Origin of the sequence: Caenibius tardaugens NBRC 16725, assembly GCF_003860345.1 — a bacterium.
In the GTDB taxonomy this organism is placed as follows: domain Bacteria; phylum Pseudomonadota; class Alphaproteobacteria; order Sphingomonadales; family Sphingomonadaceae; genus Caenibius; species Caenibius tardaugens.
Map to the genome: position 1 here is coordinate 2,434,182 of NZ_CP034179.1, position 14,718 is coordinate 2,448,899.

General features: G+C 65.3%; 18 protein-coding genes and 1 pseudogene. 4 read left to right on the forward strand and 15 right to left on the reverse strand.

Annotation, left to right across the window (positions count from 1 at the left end):
• Positions 1 to 22: 22 nt before the first annotated feature.
• The 10 genes and pseudogenes from EGO55_RS11275 to EGO55_RS11320 all read right to left on the reverse strand — a co-directional run bounded on the left by EGO55_RS11275 (position 23) and on the right by EGO55_RS11320 (position 7,825).
• Positions 23 to 433 carry a hypothetical protein gene (locus EGO55_RS11275; RefSeq protein ID WP_021690000.1) on the reverse strand — a complete coding sequence of 137 codons (411 nt, stop codon included), beginning with the start codon at positions 431 to 433 and terminating at the stop codon, positions 23 to 25.
• Entirely contained in the window at positions 430 to 1,251 is an 822-nt protein-coding gene (locus tag EGO55_RS11280) for a DUF2163 domain-containing protein (RefSeq protein WP_021690001.1), read from the reverse strand. The genes EGO55_RS11275 and EGO55_RS11280 overlap by 4 nt, the downstream gene beginning before the upstream one ends.
• Positions 1,248 to 3,590 carry a DUF2460 domain-containing protein gene (locus tag EGO55_RS11285; RefSeq protein WP_021690002.1) on the reverse strand — a complete coding sequence of 781 codons (2,343 nt, stop codon included), beginning with the start codon at positions 3,588 to 3,590 and terminating at the stop codon, positions 1,248 to 1,250. Before EGO55_RS11285 ends, EGO55_RS11280 begins: the two co-directional genes overlap by 4 nt.
• Positions 3,591 to 3,626: 36 nt before the next feature.
• Positions 3,627 to 4,232 (reverse strand): hypothetical protein, encoded by a 606-nt coding sequence (locus tag EGO55_RS11290; RefSeq protein WP_021690003.1) that lies wholly within the window; start codon positions 4,230 to 4,232, stop codon positions 3,627 to 3,629.
• Positions 4,213 to 4,419, reverse strand: a complete 207-nt coding sequence (locus EGO55_RS11295; protein WP_021690004.1) for a phage tail assembly chaperone — start codon at positions 4,417 to 4,419, stop codon at positions 4,213 to 4,215. The genes EGO55_RS11290 and EGO55_RS11295 overlap by 20 nt, the downstream gene beginning before the upstream one ends.
• Positions 4,416 to 4,745 (reverse strand): gene transfer agent family protein, encoded by a 330-nt coding sequence (locus EGO55_RS11300; protein WP_021690005.1) that lies wholly within the window; start codon positions 4,743 to 4,745, stop codon positions 4,416 to 4,418. The genes EGO55_RS11295 and EGO55_RS11300 overlap by 4 nt, the downstream gene beginning before the upstream one ends.
• Positions 4,742 to 4,912: pseudogene (locus EGO55_RS21535) on the reverse strand (phage tail tube protein); the annotation flags it as partial. The gene EGO55_RS11300 and the pseudogene EGO55_RS21535, both read right to left, overlap by 4 nt.
• A complete protein-coding gene (locus EGO55_RS11310; RefSeq protein ID WP_021690006.1) occupies positions 4,831 to 5,826 on the reverse strand; it encodes a phage portal protein in 996 nt (331 codons plus the stop codon). The gene EGO55_RS11310 and the pseudogene EGO55_RS21535, both read right to left, overlap by 82 nt.
• Positions 5,827 to 5,889: 63 nt before the next feature.
• Positions 5,890 to 7,248 carry a DNA-packaging protein gene (locus EGO55_RS11315; RefSeq protein ID WP_021690007.1) on the reverse strand — a complete coding sequence of 453 codons (1,359 nt, stop codon included), beginning with the start codon at positions 7,246 to 7,248 and terminating at the stop codon, positions 5,890 to 5,892.
• Positions 7,229 to 7,825, reverse strand: a complete 597-nt coding sequence (locus tag EGO55_RS11320) for a hypothetical protein (RefSeq protein ID WP_021690008.1) — start codon at positions 7,823 to 7,825, stop codon at positions 7,229 to 7,231. Before EGO55_RS11320 ends, EGO55_RS11315 begins: the two co-directional genes overlap by 20 nt.
• 259 nt (positions 7,826 to 8,084) lie before the next feature.
• Here EGO55_RS11320 and EGO55_RS11325 point away from each other — a divergent pair, with 259 nt between their 5' ends.
• Positions 8,085 to 8,726, forward strand: coding sequence for a YqaA family protein (locus EGO55_RS11325; RefSeq protein ID WP_021690009.1), 642 nt, complete (start codon positions 8,085 to 8,087; stop codon positions 8,724 to 8,726).
• Between the two features lie 59 nt (positions 8,727 to 8,785).
• On the opposite strand, the gene EGO55_RS11330 is transcribed toward EGO55_RS11325, so the two are convergent.
• Together EGO55_RS11330 and EGO55_RS11335 are read right to left on the reverse strand one after the other, a co-directional pair.
• Positions 8,786 to 9,499, reverse strand: a complete 714-nt coding sequence (locus EGO55_RS11330) for a DUF3592 domain-containing protein (protein ID WP_021690010.1) — start codon at positions 9,497 to 9,499, stop codon at positions 8,786 to 8,788.
• Between the two features lie 38 nt (positions 9,500 to 9,537).
• Positions 9,538 to 9,972 (reverse strand): OsmC family protein, encoded by a 435-nt coding sequence (locus tag EGO55_RS11335; RefSeq protein WP_021690011.1) that lies wholly within the window; start codon positions 9,970 to 9,972, stop codon positions 9,538 to 9,540.
• Positions 9,973 to 10,177: 205 nt separating this feature from the next.
• Between EGO55_RS11335 and EGO55_RS11340 the strand changes: the two genes are divergently transcribed.
• From EGO55_RS11340 to EGO55_RS11350, 3 genes are all read left to right on the forward strand, one after another.
• The gene (locus EGO55_RS11340) at positions 10,178 to 10,798 is read left to right on the forward strand and encodes a glutathione S-transferase family protein (RefSeq protein WP_021690012.1); all 621 of its coding nucleotides are present in this window, start codon (positions 10,178 to 10,180) and stop codon (positions 10,796 to 10,798) included.
• 92 nt (positions 10,799 to 10,890) lie between these two features.
• Positions 10,891 to 11,235: a DUF2322 family protein gene (locus tag EGO55_RS11345; RefSeq protein WP_021690013.1), complete on the forward strand. Its 345-nt coding sequence runs from the start codon at positions 10,891 to 10,893 to the stop codon at positions 11,233 to 11,235.
• A gap of 490 nt (positions 11,236 to 11,725) precedes the next feature.
• Entirely contained in the window at positions 11,726 to 12,586 is an 861-nt protein-coding gene (locus tag EGO55_RS11350; RefSeq protein WP_021690014.1) for an OmpA family protein, read from the forward strand.
• A gap of 115 nt (positions 12,587 to 12,701) precedes the next feature.
• On the opposite strand, the gene spt is transcribed toward EGO55_RS11350, so the two are convergent.
• The 3 genes from spt to EGO55_RS11365 form a co-directional block, all read right to left on the reverse strand.
• Positions 12,702 to 13,919: a serine palmitoyltransferase gene (gene spt / locus EGO55_RS11355; protein ID WP_021690015.1), complete on the reverse strand. Its 1,218-nt coding sequence runs from the start codon at positions 13,917 to 13,919 to the stop codon at positions 12,702 to 12,704.
• A 7-nt stretch (positions 13,920 to 13,926) separates the two neighbouring features.
• Positions 13,927 to 14,169 (reverse strand): acyl carrier protein, encoded by a 243-nt coding sequence (locus EGO55_RS11360; protein WP_021690016.1) that lies wholly within the window; start codon positions 14,167 to 14,169, stop codon positions 13,927 to 13,929.
• Positions 14,170 to 14,315: 146 nt separating this feature from the next.
• The gene (locus EGO55_RS11365) at positions 14,316 to 14,702 is read right to left on the reverse strand and encodes a response regulator (protein WP_021690017.1); all 387 of its coding nucleotides are present in this window, start codon (positions 14,700 to 14,702) and stop codon (positions 14,316 to 14,318) included.
• Between the last annotated feature and the right edge of the window lie 16 nt (positions 14,703 to 14,718).

The window sequence follows — 14,718 nt, forward strand, 5'->3', positions numbered from 1 at the left end:
GATGTGTCCTCAGATTGGGGCCTCAGATCGTGGGCAGCCGCCAGTGGCGCTTGACCGGCCAGGGTAGCGGGGCGGGTGTGCGGACCACGCGGCGCAGCCCGGCATGGGCATGGATGCAATCCCCGCCCGGCCCCACGATCAGCAGATGGGCCTGCGTCCATCCGGGCCGGACCAGCAGGACATCACCCGGCCGAATGCCGCCATGCGCATTGCCCAGTCCCGCCTGTGCGATGGCGCGCAGACCGTCTGAAATATCGGTATTGCGCAAGGCATAGGCGAAGTGCCGCAGCCCCGGATGGCCGCAGGCGATCAGCGCGACATGCAACAGGCCCACACAATCCACCCCACTGGCCGGATCGCGGCCATGCAGGCGGAACGGCGCCCCGATGCACCGCGCCGCCGCCTGTGCCAGCGCCTGTCCGGCCGCGTTCATGTGGCGGGCACCGGATAGCGGACCAGCAGATCGTTCCCCGGCAGGAACGGTTCACCCTGAAAATTGGCGGCATTGCCATAGCGGTCGGCGCAACTGGCGATCGTGTGATCGCACCCTTCGCGCAGCAGCGCCCGCGTGCCGATGGTGAGCGCGGGATCGAGCGGTACGTCCAGCCTGACGTCAACATCCGTGACGCTGACAACCTGCATGGTCAGGCCCGCCTGTGGCCCATCCAGCCAGCGCAGCCAGCCATCGCGCATGATGTCAGCCGCAGGGGCACCGGTGAAGCGCAGGCTGTTGTTGGCCCAATCGATAGATGACGTCATGACTTCATGGGTGAAACGCGTGGCGGGCAAGGTGCAGCCGGGGCCGCAGAACGCCGCGCGGCACGTGGGGCTGGTGCGGGGCAGCGGATCGGCGTCCAGTGCGCTTTTGGCGGAACGCAAGGCGGCGGTGAACCCGGCCCCGTCTTCGCTGACCATGCCGATCGTGCCCCGGTAGAGCACGGCATGATCGCCGTTTTCCCAATCGAGCACGCCGATTTCCACGCTGGCCCCGTCAAACCGGCCGTCGGCCAGATCATCCGTGGCGATCGCATCGTGGGCCAGAACCCCTTCCACATCGACGCCATCGTCATCCAGCCCGGCGGTGCGCCGGATGGTGGAAGGGACCATGCCCGGCGCGGCGCGATGGCATACACCGTCCAGCCACAGATCGCGGTCATGCGTGGTGAACCCCAGGGTGACGCCATCACGCCGGTGGATACGCCAGAAGCTCGCCAGCGCTTCCAGTTCCTGTGCCTGAAATATGCGCGTCATACGGCCTCCCGGATTTCGACCAGCGGCACGCTGGGGGCCTCGCCCGCACGGAAGTTCGCGCCGGACACGTCCAGCCGGTCTTCGGCAAAGCGGACCGGCACGTCGAACAGGAAACCGGCGCGAACGATCGCCCCGTCGGTAGGCGGCACAGTGAAGATCACGCGCCCCCTGTCTTCCAGCGTCCAGCCGCCGGCCGCCGCCCCGTCCACACTGATCACGACCGTGCCGGGGCGCGGGCGGGTGATCGGGCGGCATTGCGGTTCGGGTGCTTCGCCATCATCAAGGCCATAGAGCTTGACCAGTTGATAGGTTGTGCGTTGCCCGTCGCCCACACCGATCACCTGATCGAGCGGCGTGGGCGACCCGGTCATCCCGTGGGAACTGTCATCGAACGGATCGGCCAGCCGGAACCCGCGCGCGGCCCCGCGCCGCGCCCGGAAAAAGGCGATCAGCGTGCCCAGTTCCTCGTCCGAACGGATGCCCGGCCCGACATCGAACCGCAGCCGGGCATCGGCCCACAGGCTGGCCCGGCGTTCGTGCCCCGATGCGGTCACCGCGACCATGGTCGAAAACTCGGGCGCCACGGCGGCATCGCGGCCCAGCGCCAGCGGATAGGAGATATCGTCGAATGCTTGCATGGTATCGTCCCTTGGTGGGGCCAGTCGGGTGTAGCCATCGCGCGTGACCTGCGGCAGCGCCCAGACATAACGTTGCGCCACACCGCGCGTGCTGGCTTCGTCGAGCGCGGCATCGATAAACCGCCAGTAGGCCTCGGCATTGGCGGGGTTGCGCACGAACCCGGCCAGATAATCCTGCCGGTCGAGCGGGTAACCCAGCCGCTGTTGCACCGTGTCATAAGCGGTGCGGCGCAGGCCTTCGGCCTCTGACGTCAGCCAGTCGTAATCTTCCAGTTGCAGCCGGTCGAACGCGGGCCAGGCCCAGCCCGGCGGCATGTTCGCGCGGCGCAGTTCGGGCATCGCCGGGTTCAGAATGGTGGGGGTGAAGGCCAGCAGCAGCACTTCGGCCGGGCCACTGGCGGCATCGCGGATCGCGTGGGTGAGAGCAGCGGTTGATCCGGCCAGCAGCGCACCCGCCTGATCGAGCAGGGCCAGCGCCCCGGCATCCAATGGCGCGCGCATATCGGCAATCACCGGCGGATCGCCGCCCCATGCCGCGCGCGCGGCGGGGTCATACAGGCAGATCTGGCCCTGGCCCGTGGTCCACCACCACGGTTCACCGATCTGGAACAGCACGGGCAGGCCCGCCTCCTCCATCAGGGTGACGATCTGCGTGGCGGCGGCCTGCAGCCACGCCATTGCGCCGTCGTGTGCGGGGGACAGCAGGGCCGATGGTGGGGCCCAGCCGGTGCGTGCCGGTGTGCCATCGGCGGCGCGCTGTTGCCATGGCGCGGGGCAATGCTCCGCCAGCAATTCATAGGACAGCGATGCCACGACCGCATGGCCCATGGCGGCGGCCATGCTGAAGAAGGCGGCATGCCAGCGCCGCGCCGGTTCGCACAGCGTGCCGGCCGGATCGGCCAGCATCGCGCCATCATCGGGCACCAGCCGGAAGAAATGGCTCATCCCGCAATAGAGGATAATCCGCGCGCGATAGCCCAGCCCGCGGATATTGCGCAGCAGCCGCGCCGGGGTCAGATTGTAGCTGTCGTCATAGGCGGCGGCGATCTGCACCCCGTGCGGGGGCAGCAGGACATCACCCAGTTCCAGCATCGGGCGATAGCCTTCGCAGGCGATGCCGGTCAGTTCCACCCAGCCATCGACCCGCGCGGGCAGCAGGATTTCATCGTCGGGGACGAAGCCCGGGGGCGTGAGCGATAGGAACATCCGGTCGATATCGCCGGGATAGACGTGGGTGGATGCGGGATCGCTGGACGACCAGCCTGATGTGATGGCGGAAAAGGGGATGGCGATATCCGCATCGTCGGGCGTGCCGCTGGCATAGTTCCACAGCCGCACATACCAGCTCGTTGGCGCGCCACTGGCATCGCGGCCCTCGATCGTCAGGGCTGGGCCATTGGGCGCGTCCAGCGGCAGCAGGCCCTCCGATTTCCAGTGAAACCGCAAGGTGGTGCGGGCGTAATCGCGATCGGTGGCATAGGCCAGCAGCGGGTGATCGTAGCGGTCCTCGCTTTCCCAGATCAGCCCGGCCAGATCGCACTTGCGATGAAATTCGGCATCGACACGCAGCGAATCCGGCCCGGTCGAAATGACCGAGGCCATCATCGGCCTCGGGAAATTGACAGTCCAGAAACGCGGGTCGAAGCGCTGGACCCAGTCTGAATCCTGCCCGTTGCGCGTTCGGGCGAGCCAGAATGCCATGGCAATTCTCCTTGTTGGGAAGACGGACGGGCGCGATCAGGCGCCCATGGCCCGGCGTATGGCGCTGGCCATCTGCCGGGAGGAGCGTTGCAGCGCTTGCGGGGCGGAACTGCCGCGCGGCGTGTTGAGCTGGATCGCCACCCGGATATCGCGTGGCCCACTGCCAGCGGTGGCTGGACCCGGCTCCACCCGGCCCGCCGTGGTGGGGACAAACAGTTCTGGCCCCCGTTCGCCGACCAGATAACCGCGCCCGGGTGCAACAGGCCCGCCGGTCGCCCGACCGGGCAGGCCGAGCACGGCGCCGATGGCCCCGCTGAACAGCGAGGCGAGCGGGCTGGCAGCGGCTGATCCCGGTGTCTGGCCGGATGCCTGTGGGCCGAACAATGCGCCCAGTCCGCCCTGTACCGCCTGCGTCGCGATATCGTCCATCGCGCGCAGGGCCACACGGCGCAGATCGTCGAAGCCGAGGCTGCCGCGCCGCAAGGCCGTGAGCAGGCCGCGTTCCAGCACAGTGCCCGCCGCCGCGAACCCGTCGACCAGTGCGGAATCGACGCTGCGGCGCATCGTCATGATGTCGGCGGCAAAGCCCTGCGTGCTGGCGCGGACATCGACCAGCAGGGTATCAATCGGATTGTCGGTCATGGTCGCTCTCCATCAAACGGGTCAGATCGGTGCGGGTTAGCGGGGTGGGCGGGGCATCGGCGGCGGGCGCGAACAGCGCGGCCAGTTCGGCGGGGGTGGCCTGCCAGAAGGCCTCGGGGGACCAGCCCTGCATGCGCATCACCAGCCCCGACAGGCGCAGCGCCCCCTCGGCAAAGCGGGCGTTCATCCCTGCCCTTGCAGGATCTGGCCCAGCAGCACGCGCAGCGGCGCGGCGCATCCGGCAAGCCCGATGGCGACCACGGCTTCGCCCACCTGTTCGCGGGTTGGGGCATGGGATTGGACATGGGACGGGGCAAGGCAGTGCCAGAACAGCGCGGTCATTTCGGACAGGCGCAACTGGCCCTGCCCCGCGCGTTCGACCAGCGCGAACAGGGGGCCGAGTTCCTCTTCCGCCGCGACCAGTGCGGCAAAGCTGGGGCGCAGGCGGCAGGGTTGCCCGGCGATCACCAGCGGCGCTTCGCCGCGCAGCGGATTGGCGGGGGCGGCATTCATGCCGACACCACCGGGCCGGAACTTTCCAGCACCACCGCATAAGTCCGTTCGCCGTTGAAATCCCCGGCATAGTCGAGCCGCTGGATCAGGAACCGGCCATGCAGGGTTTCCCCGCCTTCGAAGGCCAGTTCGTAATCCGCCAGCGTGCCAGCCAGCGCATGGCTTCGCGGTAATTGGCATATGTCGCATCGCCCGGCAGGCCGAGGAGCATCGGCGGCACCCCGAACGCCAGGGCGATATCGCGGGCGGCGGCGGCTTTCAGCGTGGCGAAATCCATGTCCGCCGGGCTCATCGACAGCGATTGCCACGATAGCCCGCCTTCCAGCAGCATCGGCCGCCCGGCATTGGATCGCCCGGAATAGGCCTCGGTCAGTTCCTGCCGCAACCGGGCGAACTGATCGGCGGACAGGCCGCCGCCATCGCCGGTATCGTAAATTAGCGCGCCGGAAGGCCGGGCCGCATTTTCCAGCAGTGCGCGGTTCCACTGGCTGGCGGCGTTGTGGATCGCCACGGCCTGTTCGGCAGCGGCAAGGCAACCTGCGCCATAATGGTCATCGGCAGGGTGGAAGCTCTTGAGCTGGATCAGCGTGGGCCAGCCATCCTCATCCTCCACCGGCATGGTGATGGTGCGGTCGCCCACGCGATAGAGCCAGGCGGCGGGCCAGCCATCGGGACCGGGGTGGACCGTCACGCGTTCGGGGCGCAGGGCGAACAGTTCGACCGGCTGGCCCGCGCCATCGCGCACGATCTGCACAAACCCGTTGCCGTGCAGCAGCAGATGGGCGGCCAGCGTTTCCAGCAGCGATTGCCCCGCACTGGTCGCGCCGACCAGTTTCAGAAGGGCCTCGTCCGTGGGCATCAGCGGGGCGCTGCCCACCCCTTCCGCCGTCAGCCGCACGGCGCGTTGGGCCACCGGATTGTCGAGAAAGGCCCGCGTGACAGAACGGCGATAGTCATAAGGCGGGAAGGCCGGGCCGGGGTCGCCGGCATGGACCCATGGCGAGGTGAAGCCGCGCGCCAAAGGCACACGTTCGCCCCCGCCGCCCTTGAAGGCAGCGGTCAGGCTGGAGAGGAAAGACATCGCAGGTTCCCTTTCGGTGGATCGTGGTTGGTTCGCGCGCGGCAGGTGCCGGGCAGGGTGCGGTCAGACTGTGCGCACGCGTGGTTCGGCACGCGGATTCAGCAGCAATTCGTGCATGGCCCAGACCAGCGCATCGGCGCGGTCGGGCGAACGGGCAGGGCCGTGCCAGCCGCCGCCTGCCATCAGCCCGCACAATTCATCTTCCAGCCGGGCGAATTGGCCGCAATGGCGCACCCGCCCCGCTTCGTAGAGCGCGGCCACCGGTTCGGCCCGGGCGGCCTTGCCCCGGCTGGCGTGGACCAGCCGCACCGGCATGGCGCAATCGGCGGCGCGCAGCACGGATTCGACCATGGCCCCGCCCTGATTGGCTTCGGCCACCACGCGGTCTGCCTGCCACGCGCTGGCGGCCTGCGCGACGGCGCGGGCCCAGCGTTCGGGGCTGGCTTTTTCGGCGGAACAATCGGCCAGCACGCGCCCGATCCCGTCTTCGCCCAGTGCGGCGACGATGATCCCGCAGGCATCGCCCGTGGCCGAAGCGGGTGGATCGACCGCCACCACCACACGCCGCAAGGGGGGCGTTGTGGCGGTTTCGCGGCAGCGTTCGAGCAGGGCGCGGCTCCACAGCGCACCTTCGACATCGGTCAAGAGATCGCCGTCCAGTTCCTGCCGCCCCAGCGCGGTATCGCCAAATTCGTCCAGAACCGTTTCGATGAACCGTTCCGGCAAGTGCGCGGCATTGGCGAACGTCGATCCCCGGGTCACCACGGTGGCCCCGGCGTCTTCTCCCTCCAGCAGGCGGCGCAGCAATGGCACCGCGCGCGGGGTTGTGGTGGCGATCAGGCAGGGCACTTGCCCCAGCCGCAGCCCCAGCTGCAGGTTGTTCCATGCCCGCGTGGCGCGATCGCCCGCCAGATCCCACTTGGCGATCTCATCGCACCAGCCATGGCTGTGCTGGGGGCCGCGCAGGCTTTCCGGTTCGGCGGCAGAATAGAGGAACGCCTGCGCCCCATTGGCCCATGTCAGACGGCGCAGCGACGGTTCGAACTGCGGCATGCTGGCGGGCGGTGAACAGGCGAGGATACCGCTTTCCCCTTCGACCATCACCGCGCGCGCTTCCCCCAAAGAGGCGGCGACGAGGGCAATCCGCGCATCAGGATGGGCGGTTGCGATCTGGCGCACCCATTCGGCCCCGGCGCGGGTCTTGCCAAAGCCGCGCCCGGCACAGATCAGCCAGTTGCGCCACGGGCCTGCCGGGGCGAGCTGTTCTGCACGCGCCCACAAGCGCCAGTGCCAGCGCAGTTCCGCACGCTCTCGCGGGTCCAGCGTGGCGAGAAACGCGGCGCGCTGCGGCCCGGACAAGCGGGGGAGCCAGCCGATATGGGCCCTGCTGTCATTCGCTGCATCATGCTTGCGCTTCGCCATCGCGCCCTCCGGTCTTGCGTTTGGCGGCATCCCCGGCCTTGCGGCGTGTTTTCAGCAGGTGGGCCGTGGCCCGTTCCCGGCTGCGCATCGCCGCGATCTTGGCATTGATCGCTGCGATTACGCTGGCTTCGTCTTCCATCGTCTGCCGCCCGCGTTCGCGCGCCACGGATTCGCGATGCGCGGTCAGGACGCGCAGGGCCGTGGCGGCATCGAACTTGCGTTCGGCGGGAGGTGCTCTGTTCGTGGTTTGTTCGACATCTTTTTCCTTTTGTTTGTCGGTGCTTTGTTCATCGGGCGTCTGTCCGGGCATGTCCTGCACTTTGCCGGTGCGCAGCCAGCACAGCAGGTCCATTTCCAGATTGTCGTATCCTTCGCACAGGGCGGCGAACCACTGGCGCCGGAATTCGGGGTCGTTGCGGCGTACCTTGTAGGCCTGGCTCGGGCTGATGCCCGCCGTGCGCGCGGCGGCGGCCACGTTGGAAGTTTCGCCCAGCGCATGGATGAAGGTTTCGCGCCATTTGCGGGGCAGGCCATGGCGGCGATGCGCGGCGGGCGCACCGGCAGGATGCTTGGTCATGGGGTATCCTTGTTGGGTGTGCTGCCGCGCCGGTGGGCCGTTTCGCCGGTTGCGGGGCGACTCGCAGTATCGCGATGTTCCCTATGTCTAACCAAATAGCGTTACGATGTCAAGTTAAAATAACCAAATAGGTTATATGCTTTCGGTTGCGGGCGCGGCAGGGCTGATTTAGACGACGGATCAGTGCCTTTCCCGGCGGGAGCGCGGCACCCCCCGGGCTGTTCTGCCCGCGACGACAACGGCGTTGGAGACCCCCTGCATGCTGCGGCGATTGTACAACTGGACCATGACCAAGGCCGCGCATCCCCATGCCGAATGGTGGCTGGCGATGTTCTGCTTCATCGAAGCCAGCTTTTTCCCGATTCCGCCGCATCCCCTGCTCGGCCTGATGTGTCTGGCCGAACCGAAGAAGGCGGTGCGCTTTGCCGTGATCGCCACGCTGGCATCGGTTGCCGGTGGTTTCCTGGGCTACGGCATCGGCTGGGGACTGTACGATACGGTGGGCGAACAACTGCTCGCCTGGCTGGGCCTGACCGACAGTTTCCCGGTGGCCGCCTGTTATCTGCGCGAAACCGGCTTCTGGATTTTCGTGGCCAAGGGCGCGACGCCGATCCCGTTCAAGCTGCTGACGATCACCGCTGGCTTTATCGGGATGAACCTGGCGATGTTCGCCGTGGCGAGCCTGGTGTCCCGTTCGATCAGTTTCATGATCGTGGGGGTGCTGTTCCGTCTGTTCGGTGCGCCGATCAAGAATTTCATCGACCGCTATCTCGGCCTTGTCACCGTCGGGTTCATTGCCGCGGTTATCGCCGGCTTCCTCGCGCTGACGCTGCTGTCGGGCGAAGGCGCGCAAACCAAGGAAAAATGCGCGCAGGCAACCATGGCGGATGTCGCGCATTGATGCACGGGGGGCTGGGCGCGGCAGGGCTGCCTGACAGCCTGTAGCCTGCCGCCCTGCGGTCAGGCGCGGTATGCGTCGCCCAGCACCGCTGAGAGGTCCATGACATAGCGATTGGGCCGGGTGGGATCGACCATCACCCGCACCGTGCGGTCTTGCAACTGTTCGGTCGGATCGACCCAGATGGGCTGGCTTTCATAGCGGCGCGGCGTGCCGGTTTGCGGATCGTTGCCCTGCGCCACCACGCGAAACGGATAGTCCCCCTTGATCTTCACCCGCGTATCGCGAAAGACATGGAGGAACCGGGCATCGATCGGCAGCCCGCTGCGCAACAGGCGCCGGTCCTGCCCGGCGCCGCGCCGTTCGAGAATCACGAACAGCAGCCCGAAAACGGTGAACAAGGCGCCCAGCGGCCCGATGATCAGCAGCGCGCCCCGGCGGCCCCACAGATCGTCCACCACCGCGCTTTCGGGCGATTGCGGATCGTAGAGCACGGGTACCCGTTCCCCTGTGGCGAAGCGCGGGGGATTGGTGCTGCCCTGTTCGGTCCACTGGTGGACCTGCCCGGTGCGATCGCTGAAGCGCACTTGCGCGGCATAGGTCACCCCGTCGCCATCGCTGGAGCGGCGGGGAACGAGAGCGACCACTTCGCCCTCAGCCCGCACGGCAGACCGGGAAAAATCGCGCTGTTGCGCCCACATCCAGCCGCTTCCCACCAAAAAGGCCAGGCCGATCGCGGCGAAAATTCCGCCGATATAGAAAAAGATCCGCGGCATGGGCGCCCCCGTTTGCGTGTTGTGCCGGTCGTGGGGCTTCACCCCTTGAACGAGGCGATATCCAGCGAAATCTCCGCATTCAGCAATTTGGATATCGGGCAATTGGCCTTGGCCTCCGCCGCGATGTCATCGAACTGCGCGCGGTCGATCCCCGGGACATGCGCATCCAGCGTCAGGTCCGAACGGGTCACGCGAAACCCGCTGTCATCCTTGTCCAGCGTCACTTTCGCCCGTGTGTCCAGCGTGCCGTCGGTAAATCCCGCGCGGTTGAGCGCGAAGGACAGAGCCATGGTGAAGCAGCTGGCATGGGCGGCGGCGACCAGTTCTTCGGGATTGGTGCCCACGCCATCTTCAAACCGCGTTTTGAAACCATAGGGCTGGTTGTTGAGCGCGCCCGACCCGGTGGAAACGTGGCCCACACCGTCTTTGCCCAGGCCTTCGTATTTTGCGCTGCCGGTTTTGGTGATTGCCATCGGTCTATCTCCTTCGCTGCTGGTGCCGTGATCTATTCCTGCGATGTCCTCCCGCAAGGGCAGGTCATATCCCAAATGGCTCGCGGACAGAACCGTTCCTGCGGCATGCGTCTTGCCAAGATGCCCGGCAAGGAGGATATTTCACCGCCTGCCCAAGGGTTTGTTCCCCACGGTGTAATGTCGATAATTTCCGGGAGACTTTGCCATGACCACGCTGTTCTATTCACCCGGCGCCTGTTCGCTGGCCCCCCATATCGTGCTGGAATGGATCGGGGCGCCTTATGAAGCGGTTCGGGTGAAGACCGGATCGGATGAACTGCGCGCGATCAACCCGAGCGGGGCCGTGCCTGCCCTGCGCGAAGACGATGGCTGGATTCTGACACAGGCCAGCGCGATTCTCGATTACCTTGCCCACAAACATCCCGAAGCGGGGCTGGGCGGCGGCGATGGCCTGCGCGAACGGGCGGAAGTGGAACGCTGGCTGGCCTATTTCACCTCCGACATGCATGCCTCGTTCTGGCCGATTTTCAATCCGGCGCGCTATACGCTCGATCCTGCTGATGGTGCGAAGGAGGCGGTGGTCGGCGCGGCGGTGAACCGGGTCAGAACGGTGATGGGCATATTGGAGGCACACCTTGCGGGGCGCGAATGGATACTCGACACCGGACGCAGCGTGATCGACGCCTATGCCTTCCCCATGCTGCGGTGGGCCAAGGCCAAGCTGCCGGGTGGATTGACGGACTTCCCCAATATCCGTGCCCTGTCCGACCGGCTGGCCGCTGATCCGGCCGTGCAGCGCGTGCTGGAACGCGAACGCGCGGGCTGATTCCGCCCCACCCCCGGCCTTTCTCGATCGCCGTTGGCGAACATCGGAAGAAGGTGTTAGAGGCCGCCCGCAAAGCTTTGAGGGGTGCGTTTATGCTGGCCGCGATTCAACCGGGTTCGACATTCAAGGACAATCTGCAGCAGCTGCCCCCGATTGACGGGGTGGCGCGTATCGATCTGGTCGATGCGCAGGGCGCCGTGGTTGCCAGCATCGAAAACCAGCCGGGCAAGCAGGGTTCGCTCGCCGTCTATCAGTACCTCGGTCAGGCCTTTGGCGGCCTGGATGCCCGGGCTGCCGAACATGGGCTCGATCTGTTTGCCGAACACACCGCCGATGCGCGGGGCCGGCCCGGTGCTCATCCGAATATCGACCGCCTGCTGGCGATCGTGGCAGGCGATGCCCCGTTGCGGATCGACGTGATTGCCGCTGACGGCTGACGGTTGATCGCTGGCGTCCGCCTGCGCGGCGCGGTGCGCGATCACCGCGATGCAGGCTCGGCCGCCACCACGACACAAGTGCTGTTTTTACCGGTCGCAAATGCGGGTTCCGGCCCTTTACCCGCGCACGCGGTTCTGCCCGTTTTGCGAGAATCGATTGTCGCTGGGGGCATGGCTGTCGAGTCCGTCGCGCGGCGTCCGGTGTTGTGGGGAAGGGTGTGTTGCGCTGTGCGCGCGGCTTCGGTTCATCGCAGACGGGCTTCCAATTACCCGGACAACAGCCCGTCCTTGCAATTCTGTTCATCTGCCAGCAAGGTTTCTCCGAACACGCGGGAAATCCATGGTGACCGGGTGCGGAAACGTGCCCTGCATCTCGCTGAAGTTAATGGAGGGGGCAATGACCGCCGGATGCGCCAATTACAGGGGCGGCAGTCGGAAGAGTAGCTGCGATGACGCATGCCCGGCTGGTCGAGTTTGAAGGAGTAGCGCAATGACTTTCATTTCAAAGAACCCACGATTTGTTTTCATGCTTGCCATGCTGGCCGGAACAGCACCCGCTAGCCTGGCTGCGCAGCAGCAGGACGCCGATCTTTCGGCAACCGTCTATGCCGCCCCGGCCGAACTGGCCAAGGGGCCCGATGTCGAAGGCATCATCTCCGCTCGTAACGGCGATCAGGTGCAGATCACGACGGCGGATGGATCGGCCACGGTTGTGACTGTTACGGATACCACCAAGATCAAGTCCAGCGGCGGATTCCTCGGTCTCAATCGTACCAAGCTTGTGTCGCAGCAATTGCTGAACGGTCTGCCGGTGAAAGTCGAAACCCTGCAATCGGGCAGCGGCCTTCTGGCCAGCGAGATCGATCTGAAGAGCAAGGATCTGCGGACCGCATCGATGATCCACAACGGCACCGCGCAAGGCTTTGCCGAACAGACCGCCGCCACGGAAGCCCTGCGTGGCCGCATGGGCGATATCGACAAGTATAACGTCAAGAGCACGACCAACGTGAACTTCGACACCGGCAAGGCGGTCCTGTCTGCGCAGGCCAAGGCCGATCTTTGCGCCACGGCCTCTGCGGCAGAAGGCATGGAAAATGCCCTGCTGCTCGTCGTTGGCTACACCGATTCTACCGGTAGCGAAGAACTCAACCAGGCGTTGAGCGACAAGCGCGCCGGTCGCGTCGTCAACTATCTGCAGCAGGCCTGCGGCTGGAAGCCCTATCGTATGCTGAGCCCCACCGGGATGTCGGAAGCCGACCCGATGGCGGATAACAGCACTGTGGAAGGCAAGGCCCAGAATCGCCGCGTTGCGGTGAACGTCCTGGTCAGCAAGGCTGTCGACGGATTCTGAGAGGAGTGGGGTGGGCAATGACCCACCCCATGTTCTTTACGATTAAAGAATGACAGGTAGGCTGTAACGCCGACCTATCACGCGCGGCCCGCCTTGCAGCGGGCCGTTTGCCGTTTCAGATAATACCGACGGTCTTGCCCGCGCGTTTGAACATGCCGAGGATGGTCTGCACCTGTTCTGCCGTGTGTTCCGCACAGAGCGAGCAGCGCAGCAGGGTCATCCCCGCAGGCGTTGCCGGTGGCCGCGCCAGATTGACGTAAAGTCCTTCGTGCAGCAGCGCTTCCCACATGGCCGCGCCGCGTTCCAGATCGGGCATCAACACCGCGATGATCGCACTTTGCGGTTCGCTGGTGCCGAGTTCGAAACCCAGCGCGGTCAGCCCGCCGTGCAGCGTACGCGAGTTTTCCCACAGATGCTGGCGCTTGTTCGCGCCATGCATCAGCTTGCGGATCGAAGTGGCCGCCGTTGCCACCACGCTGGGCGGCAGGCTGGCGGTGAAGACATAGGGGCGGCAGACCAGCCGCATGATTTCGAACTTCGGGTGGTTCGACACGCAGAAACCGCCGACCGTGCCGACCGACTTGGAGAAGGTGCCGATGACGAAATCGACATCTTCAAGGCAGCCCTGTTCTTCGGCCACGCCGCGCCCGTTGGGGCCGATGAAGCCCATCGAATGCGCTTCGTCGACCAGCACCATCGCATCGTATTTCTTGGCGACGGCGATCATCTCCTTCAGCGGGGCAATATCGCCCAGCATCGAATAGACGCCTTCCAGGATGACCAGCTTGCCCGCCCCTTCAGGGATACGGCGCAGGCGCTTTTCCATCGCCTCGATATCGTTGTGCTTGAACGGTACGATTTCGGCATCGCCCAGCTTGCAGCCGTCCCAGATGGACGCATGGCTGTCGATGTCGAGCACGATATAGTCGCCCTTGCCGGCGATCGTCGAAATGATCCCCAGATTGGCCTGATAGCCGGTGGAGAACACCATGGCATGATCCATGGCGTAGAATTCCTTCAGCGCCTCTTCCACCGCGCGATGGCCCTGATAGGTGCCGTTGAGCACGCGGCTGCCGGTGGTGCCCGCGCCGAAATTGTCGAGCGCATCCTTGCCTGCCTGGATCACGTCCGGATCGAAGGTCATGCCCATGTAATTGTAGGTACCGAGCAGGATCGTCTCGCGCCCGTTGCAGATGGCCTGCGTGGGCGAGAGCACTTTTTCCATCACCAGATTGAACGGATCTTCCACACCGCTGGCCAGCAAGGCCTCGCGTTGCTGGATAAGCGGGTCGAACTTGCTGAACAGGTCCGGCTTGCTGCTGGCTGCGGTCATATCGGTGTCAGTCGCCCTGAAGCTTGCACACGGCATCGACAAGCTGGCCGTAATTTTCGATTTCGGCCTGCTGGTTCATGCTGATGATGATGTCGAATTCGTCCTCGATCGCGGCGACGAAATCCATCACCGTCAGGCTGTCGAATTCCAGATCGCCCGCGAACGTGGTTGCGTCCGTCACGGCCACGCCCTTCTTGTTGAAAGGGGCGATCAGGCCCCGAATGCGATCATCGATTTGCGCACGGTCCATGCGGGAAGCTCCTAGTGCATCGCCCCGAAAAATGGGAGCCGGTATCGGGCTTTAACGATGCGTTGATCTGAATTTGGGCGTAGTTCTAGATATTCGGTGCAAGAAAGCAGGTGAATGCGGCGCAAAAGGGGCGCGGGCGCCGAATGTCAAGCGGCGGCGTCCTGCGTGCGCCCGTCCAGCAGCCCGCGAACCGCGTTCATGAAAGGCCCGATCGAGACCGGCTTGGCGAGATACCCTTCCGCGCCAGCCTCGCGAATACGTTCCTCATCGCCTTTCCCGGCATAGGCGGTGACAGCCAGAACCGGGATGTTGCGCAACATCGCATCCCGCTTGATTCGGGCAATCAGATCGAGCCCGGAGATATTGGGAAGCTGAATATCCATGATAATCAGGTTCGGTACGAAATCGGTGGCGCGGCCCAGTGCGGATTCGCCATCGGCCACGGGTTCCACCGAAAAACCGTTGGCGACAAGCACATCGCAAAACAGCTTTCGATTAAGGTCGTTGTCTTCCACAACGAGAATCCGTTTCATCCGCTTGCTCCTGTTG